Source organism: Micrococcus sp. HSID17227, from assembly GCF_003989405.1.
GTDB classification, from domain to species: domain Bacteria; phylum Actinomycetota; class Actinomycetes; order Actinomycetales; family Micrococcaceae; genus Micrococcus; species Micrococcus luteus.
This window is the reverse complement of sequence record NZ_RBLN01000066.1, coordinates 1-9,396: the sequence shown is the minus strand read 5'-3', so window position 1 is coordinate 9,396 and position 9,396 is coordinate 1. Positions and strand designations below refer to the sequence as shown.

The window sequence follows — 9,396 nt, the reverse complement described above, 5'->3', positions numbered from 1 at the left end:
CTACGCGACGCTCTTCCGCTCTCCCGGAGCCGTCCGGGCCCGGCTCACCCGTCCGGTCGCCACCGCGGGCCCCCGCGTCGGAGCCTTCGGAGGCGGGCGCCGCGTCGTCGTGGGCGGGGTGCCGGACCACCATGCGCTGCACCACGATGCCCTCGGGGTGCTCGTGGCGCAGGAAGGCCACGAGGTCCTCGCGCACGAGGCAGCGCAGGTCCCAGAGGTCGCCGGAGTTGCGGGCGGAGACCACGGCGCGGATGCGCACGACGCCGCCGGTCGCGTCGGTCACCTGCAGCGCGTGCTCGCGCCCGTCCCACAGGTCCGTGGACTCGAGCAGCTGCGCGAGCCGTGCGCGCAGCGCGTCCATCGGCACCCGCCAGTCCACGTCCAGCTCCACGACGCCGGAGACCTCGGTGCCCACGCGCGTCCAGTTCTCGAACGGCTGCGTGGTGAAGTGCGAGGACGGGTAGACCACACGTCGCCCGTCCCAGAGCTTGACCACCACGTTGGACAGGGTGATCTCCTCGACGGTGCCGAACACGCCCTCCATGTCCACCACGTCGCCCACCCGGATCGCGTCCGTGAAGGCGAGCTGGAAGCCGGCGAACACGTTGGTCAACGTGGACTGCACGGCCAGGCCGGCGATCACCGAGATCACACCGGCGGAGGCGAGCAGACCGGCCCCGAGCGAGCGCACCTCGGGCACCCCCAGCAGGACCACGGCGACGGCCACCACCACGATCACCGCGTTGAGGATGCGCCGGATCAGGATGGTCTGCGTCCGGATGCGTCGCTCGCGGCGGTGCTCGACGCTGGTCTCCTGGTAGCGGCCGAGGATCCCCTTCTCGATCACGCCGACCAGGCGCCACGCAGCCCACGCGCCCGCCGCGGCCACGGCGATGAGCATCAGGAACGACGCCGGCCGGTACCAGGTCTGCTCCTCGGCCATGACCCCGAGCCAGATCCGGGAGGCCAGCAGGCCGGCGGCGACGGCGGCCGGCAGGCTCAGCCGGGCGGCGCCGTGCTGGAACGCGGGGCGGCGCACGAGCACGACGCGCGCCACCTGCAGGGCCAGGTACACGACCGCCGCGCCGATCGCGAACGCCATCAGCACGGTCAGCAGCGTCCCCCATTCCACGCCGAAGGCCCGGGTGGTGGCGGCCGCCCCGTCCTGGATGTCCCCCTCCACCCCGGACGGCACGGTCTCGCCCGCCAGGAGGCGGTCCAGGGCGGTCAGCAGGGGCGGGGTCGCGAGGGCGGGCAGGACGGGGAGGACCATGACGACAGTCTGACACCCGCCCCCGGACGCACCCCGGAGAAGAGCACAATGGAGCCTGACCGTCCGCGCGGTCCGGGCCCGGCCGTCGTCGTGCCCCGTCCCGCCGGCCCGCCGCCGCCCCTCTGGAGGAATCCGTGCTCTCCGTCACCGACCTGCGCCCGCTCGACACCGCCACCGCGGACCTGTCCCGCATCATCCCGCGGGCGAACGTGGACGTGTCCTCCGTGGTGCCGGTGGTCGCCCCGATCATCGAGCAGGTCCGCCACGGCGGCGAGCAGACCCTGCTGGAGCTGGCTGAGCGGTTCGACGGTGTCCGTCCGCCGGCCCTGCGCGTGCCCGCGGAGGCGCTCGAGGCCGCCCTGGCCGGGCTCGACCCGCGGGTGCGCGCCGCCCTGGAGGAGTCGATCCGCCGGGCCCGGCTCGTGCACGACGCCCAGCACCCCCAGGACTCCACGGTCGAGCTCGGCGAGGGCGCCGTCGTGGAGAACCACTGGATCCCCGTGGGCCGCGTGGGCCTGTACGTGCCCGGCGGCCGCGCCGTGTACCCCTCCTCGGTGGTGATGAACGTGGTGCCCGCGCAGGCCGCCGGCGTGGGGAGCCTCGCGGTGACCTCACCCCCGCAGCGGGACCACGGCGGCCTGCCCCACCCCACCGTGCTCGCCGCGTGCGCGCTGCTGGGCGTGGACGAGGTCTACGCGGCCGGCGGCGCCCAGGCCGTGGCCATGCTGGCGCACGGCGTGAAGGACGACGACGGCGGGTGGCTCTGCGCGCCCGTCGACCTGGTGACGGGGCCCGGCAATGTGTATGTGGCCGCCGCGAAGCGCGCGCTGCAGGGCGTGATCGGCGTGGACGCCGAGGCAGGGCCCAGCGAGATCGCCGTGATCGCGGACGGCACCGCTCGCGCCGACTGGGTGGCCGCGGACCTGATCAGCCAGGCCGAGCACGACCCGCTGGCCGCCTCCGTGCTCATCACGGACTCCGAGGACCTGCTCCGGGACGTGCAGGCGGCGATCGAGGCGCAGGTGCCCGGGCAGCTCCACGAGGAGCAGCTGCGTGAGGCGCTCACCGGACCGCAGTCCGGCGTGCTGCTGGTGCGGGACATGGACCAGGCCGTGGAGGTCTCCGACCGCTACGCCACCGAGCACCTCGAGATCCAGACGCGCGACCCCGAGGCCCTCGTGGGGCGCATCCGCAACGCTGGCGCCGTGTTCGTGGGCCCGTACGCCCCCGTGCCGCTGGGCGACTACTCGGCCGGGTCCAACCATGTGCTCCCCACCTCGGGGACGGCCCGGCACTCCTCCGGTCTGAACACCGTGACGTTCCTGCGCCTGCAGCAGCGCATCCGCTACACGGAGACCGGGCTCGAGGAGGTCGCGGACGGGATCGGCGTGCTGGCCGAGGACGAGCGCCTGCCCGCGCACGGCGCCGCGATCCGCGCCCGCTTCGCGTGAGGGGGCGGGCGTGAGCGGCGTCCGCATCGACGCGTGGCTGTGGGCCGTGCGGCTGTACAAGACCCGGTCCGCGGCCACGGCGGCCGTGCGCGCAGGCCACGTGCGCATCGACGGCGAGCCCGTGAAGGCGGCGACGCCCGTCGTCGTCGGGAACCGGGTGCGGGTGCGCCAGGACGGAGGTGAGCGGATCCTCGAGGTCACGGGGCTGATCGCCAAGCGGGTGGGCGCCCCCGTGGCCCGGCAGCAGTACGTGGACCACTCCCCGCCGCCCGTGCCGCGTGAGCTGCTCGCGGTGCCGTACCGCGAGCGCGGCGCGGGCCGGCCCACCAAGCGGGACCGCCGGCAGCTGGACGCGCTGCGCGGCCGCGACCGACGCTGAGCGTCTCAGTCCTCCCCGCGCCGTCATCCGCCGTCGTGATGGCGGCCTCATGCGGAGGGTGCGGTCAGCACCATCCGGAACGGCTTGTCATTGTCCACCGTGACGGTGAACGTCATCGGCCCCGCCTCATCCACGGGGGGAGTCGCCGCCGACCAGCCGCCGCACAGCGCCTCCGACCCGGCCATCCAGGTCTTCGTTCCCCCGCCACCCCGTGAGGTCAGGATCTCCGTCTCACCGGTGGCATCCGAAGGACACAGCACGATGACCCGAAGGACCGCACCCTGTTGGGCGTCCACGGTGATCTGCTGTGTGCCCGTCCCGACCGCCTCCTCCAGGACGGACTCCTTCTCCGGGTCGAGATGGTCCGCATCCGGATGCCGGCGCGTGTACTCCACCAACGTCATCCCGTCCTCCTCGAACAGCGCGGCGGGGAGTGCTTCTTCACCGGCGGGTGACGACGCGGACGAACCGGTGGCGGAGGCCGACCGGGTTGCCGAGGGGGCCGCTGACGTCACGGTGACGGAGGACGCCGCAGCGGTGGAGGAGACGCTGCCCGGGGACGCGGAGCATCCCGAGATAGCGGTACCGAGGAGAGCCGCGACGACCACGGCGGCCGACAATGCCGCACGCTTCTTCTCGATGTCCATCCGCATGATCCGATCCCTCTCAGAGAACCGATTGCGGGGCCGCGGGCTGCGGTCTCGAGTCCCCCCTCTCGAGTGGCTTGATCCTGGCTGGCGATGCGCGGTGTGTCAAGCATCACATCGGGCAGCTCGGATGACGCCGCGCGACCGCCGCGCTTTGACCACCCCACGGACCCCTCCGTAGGCTGATCCCCAGAATCACGAGTTCCCGTCATTCACGGCCCTGGCCGGCGGGACGGCAACCCTCTCACGCAGTAGTGGGGTGCTCCAGGTGATGATTCGGCCCCTCGGACACCCCGACGGGCAAGTACCGCGCCTCCGCGGATCCGGGCGATCCGCGTTCCCGCCGTCTGCGGAGCCGCGCCAGTCATCGGAAGAGGACGCGCGCCATGACCCTGACCCACGAACCCCACACCGCCGCGTGGGACACCGACCTGTCCCTCGGCAACCTCCGCTCCGGCCTCTCGGCATTCCCCACCGGGGTCGTCGCGCTGGCGGGCCTCGCCGACGGCGTCCCCGAGGTGATGGTGTCCTCGTCCTTCGGCGTGGGCATCTCCTGGGAGCCGGCCCTCGTGTCCTTCTCCGCGCAGAACAGCTCCCGCACCTGGCCGCGCCTGCGCCGGGCCGGGGCGATCGGCGTCTCCCTGCTCGCGGCGGACCAGACGCCGCTGTGCCGCCAGCTGGCCTCCCGCGAGGGCGACCGCTTCGCCGGTCTGGACGTGCACCGCAGCCCGCACGACGCCCTGCTGATCGGGGGCTCCTCGCTCTGGCTCGAGACGCGGGTGCACGCCGAGGTCCCGGCGGGCGACCACACGGTGGTGCTGCTGGAGGTGACGGCCTTCGCGGATCACACGGACGCCGCTCCCCCGGCCGCCCTGCACCGCAATCTCTTCCACGGCCTGCGCGCGCTCTGAGCGAACCCCAGGTGAACAATCGGGCCCCTGGTTCCCGGTCGGCGAGATCCGTGCAATGATGGAGCCTGAAGTTGATCAAGCTGTATCCCGCCATCTTCACTGCTCGTCAGCCCGGCATCGCCGGCGTCGATGAGTGTTGGGCAAGCGGTTCAGTCTCGCCGCTTCACCCGCGTCCCACATCCGGGCCGCGGTCCAACACCGCCACCGCACCGCGGGGGCACATCGAAAGGACACCATCATGGCTGTCGGTACTGTCAAGTGGTTCAACGCTGAGAAGGGCTACGGCTTCATCGCCCCCGAGGACAACTCCGCGGACGTGTTCGTGCACTTCTCCGCCATCCAGGGCAACGGCTTCAAGGAGCTCCAGGAGAACGACCGCGTCGAGTTCGAGACCCAGGACGGCCCCAAGGGCCTCCAGGCCGCCAACGTGACGAAGCTCTGATCTTCGCCTGACGCACGGCTTCCGACGCCCCCGGTCCACACGGACCGGGGGCGTCGTCGTGTGTCAGGCGTCCACGCCCCGCCGGCCCACGTGGCGACGCAGCAGCAGCACCACGCCCAGGGCCAGCAGATACCCGGCCGCGACGACCGCGAAGCCGGCCCGGTAGTCGCCCGTGACGTCGCGCAGCACGCCCATCAGCAGCGGGCCCAGGGCGAAGCCGGCGTACATGCCCATCGAGTTCGCCCCGGTCGCACGGCCCAGCCGCTCGGCCGGCACCTCGCTCAACAGGCCCGCGTTGATCACCACGTTGGCGCCCAGCACCGTCAGGCCGTGCACCGCGGCGCCCACCCACAGCAGGGCCGGCAGGTCCAGCAGGTCCGCGGCGAGGAACACCACGACGCCGGCCACCGCACCCAGGCAGATCACGGCCAGCAGGGTGGTGGGCCGGTCTCCGGCACTCATCCGCCGGCTCCACCCGATCCGGGAGAGCACCCCCACCACCCCGGACACGGCCGCCGCGGCGCCGCCGGCCACGAGCGTCATTCCCAGCGTCTCGACCGCGAACAGCGGCAGGTACGTGTTCGTGGCCTGCATGCCCAGGCCGGTGAGGAACGCGATCGCCGCGAAGAACCAGACCGTGGCCGGCAGGGGCGAGGTGTCCCGCCGTCGTCGCCCGCCGACGGGGCCGGTGGCCGGCGGCGGCGCCCCGGGCAGCGGCGGGGCGGCGACCAGGGCGAGCACCCAGAGCGCCCCGGTGAGCACCGCGGCCCCCAACGCGGCGCCCGTCCAGCCGAGGGCGAGGGACGCGGCCGGGAAGAACAGGCCGCCGACCAGCTGAGCCGCCTGGACGCCGGACTGCTTCACCCCGACCCACCCGATGCGCCTCTCCGGCGGCACCACGGTGCGGATGATCCGGTTCGTGGTGGGGTTGGAGATGGCCTGCGTGACGCCCGCGACGGCGGCCGCCGCGTACAGCACGGGCAGGGACGGGGCGACGGCGCCGAGCACGAGCGCCGCGGCGGTGCCGCCGAAGATGATGCTCAGCTGCGCGCGGGCGGACAGGCGGTCGGCGACCCGGCCGAGGCCGAGGGAGGTGACGGCGGCCGCCGCGAACACGACCGTCATCACGGTGCCGAGCTGGCCCGAGGTGACGTCGAGCCGCTCCATCACGACCGTGGAGGAGGCGGAGACGCCGTAGTTGAACAGGGGGCCGGCGCCCATGGCCGCCAGCAGCACCCACAGCAGGGCCGCGGAGGGGCGGCGAGCGGCGGGGGCGGGCGGGGTCACGGCCCCAGGCTACGACCCCTCACGCGACGAGGCGGGAAATCTATTTCATGGGCGCCCGGGGGCGTCGTGTGAGGTGGATTTCCCGCCTCGAAAGCGGGGGTGACTGCGGGGACAGGTCAGCCGACGCGGCCCTCGCCGCGGTGCTCACCCTCCACGCGGCCGGTGGTCCCGCGCTGGGTGACCTCCTCGCCGTCCTGGCGCTCGGGCCGCTCGCCGGCCTCCGCCGGCAGGCCCTCGTTCTCGTCGGTGGGCGTCTCGCCGGCGGTGGCGGCGGGTGCCGGATCCTGCGGGGCCCGACGACGGCCGCCGGGCGTGCACAGCGACTCGCCCTCACCCAGCGAGCTGACGCGCGGCATCGGCGACGTCGTCAGCGGCACGGACTCGGTCTGCCGGGCGTCGACCAGCGTGGAGCCCGTCCCGGAGATGGGGGAGCCCTGCACGGGGGCGCCGCCCGCCTCGCGGCCCGGGATCAGCAGCTCGGAGCGCCACTCGGGGTCGCGCTCGGTGAGGTAGTCCACGCGGGCGTGCTCGCCGAAGTGGTCCGCGTCCGCCTCCTCCCAGTCCATGGCCCAGCCGGCAGGCGGGTCGTTGAGCAGCTCGTCCGTGCGCAGCCAGTGGTAGATGGACGCGTACGAGCGGGTGCTCAGGTGGTCCACGCGTCGGCGCAGCATGCGGGTGTTCAGCTGGGACGGATGCGTCAGACCCATGGACGCCATGATCTGCACGGCCTCGCGCACGGTCAGGCGGTGGTAGTTGAAGACGCGGTTGCCCTTGTCCTCCACGTCGAGGGCGCGCATCAGACGCGGGTCCTGCGTGGCCACCCCCACGGGGCACTCGTTCGTGTGGCACTTCTGCGCCTGGATGCACCCGGTGGCCATCATCATCGCGCGGGCGGACATGGTGAAGTCCGCGCCCTGGATCAGACGCCTGACGATGTCCGAACCGGTGGCGACCTTGCCGGCCGCGCCGAGCTTGATCATGTGGCGCAGGCCGGTGCCCACGAGCGCGTTGTGCACGAGCATGAGGCCCTCGGTCAGCGGGGTGCCCACGCGGTCCGAGTACTCGAGCGGGGCGGCGCCGGTGCCGCCCTCGGAGCCGTCCACGATGATGAAGTCGGGGGCGATCCGCTCCTCCCAGATGGCCTTGGTCATGGCCAGCACGTCCACGCGGGAGCCCACGCAGAACTTGATGCCGATCGGCTTGCCGTCCGAGAGCTCACGGAGCTGCTCGATGAACTTGACCATCTCGCGCGGGGTGCGGAACGCGGAGTGGGACGCCGGGGACAGGCAGTCCTTGTCCATCGGGATCTCGCGGGCCTCGGCGATCTCGGGGGAGATCTTCTCCTTGGGCAGCATGCCGCCCAGGCCAGGCTTCGCGCCCTGGGAGATCTTGATGGTGATGCCCTTGACCTCGGGCAGCACCGCCTTCTCGGCGAACTTCTCCGGGCTGAAGGTGCCGTCCTCGTTGCGGCAGCCGAAGTAGCCGGAGCCGATCTCCCAGAACAGGTCCGCGCCGTTGCCGCGGTGGTACTTGGTGAGGCCGCCCTCGCCGGTCTCGTGGATGAACCCCCCCAGGCCGGCGCCCTTGTTCATGGCGACCACGGCGTTGGCGGAGAGGGAGCCGAAGGACATGGACGAGATGTTCATCAGCGAGATGTCCACGGGCTGGCGGCAGTCCGGGCCGCCGATCCGCACCGTGGGGGGCTCCTCCGGCGGGTTGACCGGGGCGGTGGAGTGCAACAGGAACTCGTAGCCGATCTCCGAGGTGTCCCGCTCGGTGCCGAACGCCTTGTGGCTGTCCAGTCCCTTCGCACGGGCGTAGACGATCGAGCGGGTGTCCCGGTCGAACGGCTTGCCGTCGAAGTTGCGCTCGATGAAGTACTGCTGGATCTCGGGGCGGATCGACTCCAGCAGGTACCGCATGTGGCCGAGCACGGGGTAGTTGCGGAGGATCGCGTGCCGCTTCTGGGTCATGTCCCACACGGCGAGCACGAGCAGCGCCACCAGGAGCACCGCCAGCACCCACCACGCGCCGCCGCCGATGGCGGCCACCAGCACGACGACGAGCGCGGCCAGCGAGAGGGTCGCGACGATCAGGAGTCTGTTGTTCACCCGACCATCGTGCCCTATATCACTCGAACGTTCATCCTCGCCGCACTGTGTCGAGGTCCCACGTGTGGGGCAGGGGCGTCCGGGCCGACGGCAGGGCCACGCTGCGCCGCCACTCGTGCAGCCACTCCGGCAGCGTCGGCTCCCCCGCGAGGTCGTGGCCGGCCGCCGCCGCGATCGCCCGGACCTCGTCGTTCTCCACGGGGCGGCCGTCCTTCTTGCGCAGGCGCGTGCAGATGTACGCGCGCACCGCGACGTCGCCGTCGACCACCACGCGCTGCTCGAACCACACCGCGCGCTCATCCAGGCCGATCATCCGCGTCTCCACGTCGAACCGCTGCCCCAGGGTCACCGAGCGGCGGAACGCAATCTGCTCGGCCTGCACCACGGGCGTCCAGCCGCGACGGCGGATCTCGTCCCACAGGCCGGTGCGGACCATCGCGTCGAAGCGGCCGAGGTCGAACAGCCCGAAGTACTGGCCGTTGTTGACGTGCAGGGCCAGGTCCACGTCCGTGGGCAGGGCGCGCATCGGCAGCGTCGTCGGCTCCCAGAGTCCGGCGCGCGGGCGGCGGCGGGCGCGGGCGACGACCCAGATCGTGCGGGGGATCAGATGCATCGGAGGTTCCTCCTCGGGGTCACAGGACCCCCTCGGTCAGATGGTCCGGCGTGCCGAACCGGTGGGCGGTCACGGACACGGCCTGTTCGTGCAGGAACGGCAGCAGCTCCACCTCGCCGGCGCTCACCACGGGGCCAGCGTAGACCGCCACGTCGGGGGTGTCGCCGAGCGCCGCGTGCAGCGCGCTCCGCGCCGCCTCGGCCGCCTCCCGGTCGCCGGTCCAGTCGGCGACGAGCCGGATCCGCGCGTCGCCGCCGCCCTCCGTCGCGGGCGGGAGGAGGG

10 protein-coding genes and 1 riboswitch are annotated in these 9,396 nt (G+C 72.7%); of the genes, 4 read left to right on the top strand and 6 right to left on the bottom strand.

From position 1 onward, the window contains the following. The coding region (locus D8M29_RS05400; RefSeq protein ID WP_238693334.1) for a mechanosensitive ion channel family protein at positions 1 to 1,273 on the bottom strand (1,273 nt) is incomplete at its 3' end. A 134-nt stretch (positions 1,274 to 1,407) separates the two neighbouring features. Between D8M29_RS05400 and hisD the strand changes: the two genes are divergently transcribed. After that, on the top strand, positions 1,408 to 2,724 hold the full coding sequence (gene hisD, locus D8M29_RS05395; protein ID WP_127435311.1) for a histidinol dehydrogenase: 1,317 nt from the start codon (positions 1,408 to 1,410) through the stop codon (positions 2,722 to 2,724). Between the two features lie 10 nt (positions 2,725 to 2,734). Beyond that, entirely contained in the window at positions 2,735 to 3,103 is a 369-nt protein-coding gene (locus D8M29_RS05390; RefSeq protein WP_095347005.1) for an RNA-binding S4 domain-containing protein, read from the top strand. 47 nt (positions 3,104 to 3,150) lie between these two features. Here the strand turns inward: D8M29_RS05390 and D8M29_RS14140 are convergent, their stop codons facing one another. After that, positions 3,151 to 3,750, bottom strand: a complete 600-nt coding sequence (locus D8M29_RS14140; protein WP_231119479.1) for a hypothetical protein — start codon at positions 3,748 to 3,750, stop codon at positions 3,151 to 3,153. A gap of 193 nt (positions 3,751 to 3,943) precedes the next feature. After that, a riboswitch (SAM riboswitch) is annotated at positions 3,944 to 4,063 on the top strand. Between the two features lie 73 nt (positions 4,064 to 4,136). On the opposite strand from D8M29_RS14140, the gene D8M29_RS05375 reads away from it, so the two are divergent. Next, positions 4,137 to 4,661, top strand: coding sequence for a flavin reductase family protein (locus D8M29_RS05375; RefSeq protein ID WP_036316175.1), 525 nt, complete (start codon positions 4,137 to 4,139; stop codon positions 4,659 to 4,661). A gap of 238 nt (positions 4,662 to 4,899) precedes the next feature. Continuing rightward, a complete protein-coding gene (locus D8M29_RS05370) occupies positions 4,900 to 5,103 on the top strand; it encodes a cold-shock protein (protein WP_010080175.1) in 204 nt (67 codons plus the stop codon). 63 nt (positions 5,104 to 5,166) lie between these two features. Here the strand turns inward: D8M29_RS05370 and D8M29_RS05365 are convergent, their stop codons facing one another. The 4 genes from D8M29_RS05365 to D8M29_RS05350 all read right to left on the bottom strand — a co-directional run. Next, positions 5,167 to 6,390: an MFS transporter gene (locus D8M29_RS05365; protein WP_127445834.1), complete on the bottom strand. Its 1,224-nt coding sequence runs from the start codon at positions 6,388 to 6,390 to the stop codon at positions 5,167 to 5,169. A 116-nt stretch (positions 6,391 to 6,506) separates the two neighbouring features. Continuing rightward, complete coding sequence (locus tag D8M29_RS05360; protein WP_169577814.1) at positions 6,507 to 8,501, bottom strand: FMN-binding glutamate synthase family protein; 1,995 nt, start codon at positions 8,499 to 8,501, stop codon at positions 6,507 to 6,509. Between the two features lie 31 nt (positions 8,502 to 8,532). After that, on the bottom strand, positions 8,533 to 9,114 hold the full coding sequence (locus tag D8M29_RS05355) for a thioesterase family protein (RefSeq protein ID WP_060973503.1): 582 nt from the start codon (positions 9,112 to 9,114) through the stop codon (positions 8,533 to 8,535). 19 nt (positions 9,115 to 9,133) lie between these two features. After that, the coding region (locus D8M29_RS05350; RefSeq protein ID WP_148111523.1) for a hypothetical protein at positions 9,134 to 9,396 on the bottom strand (263 nt) is incomplete at its 5' end.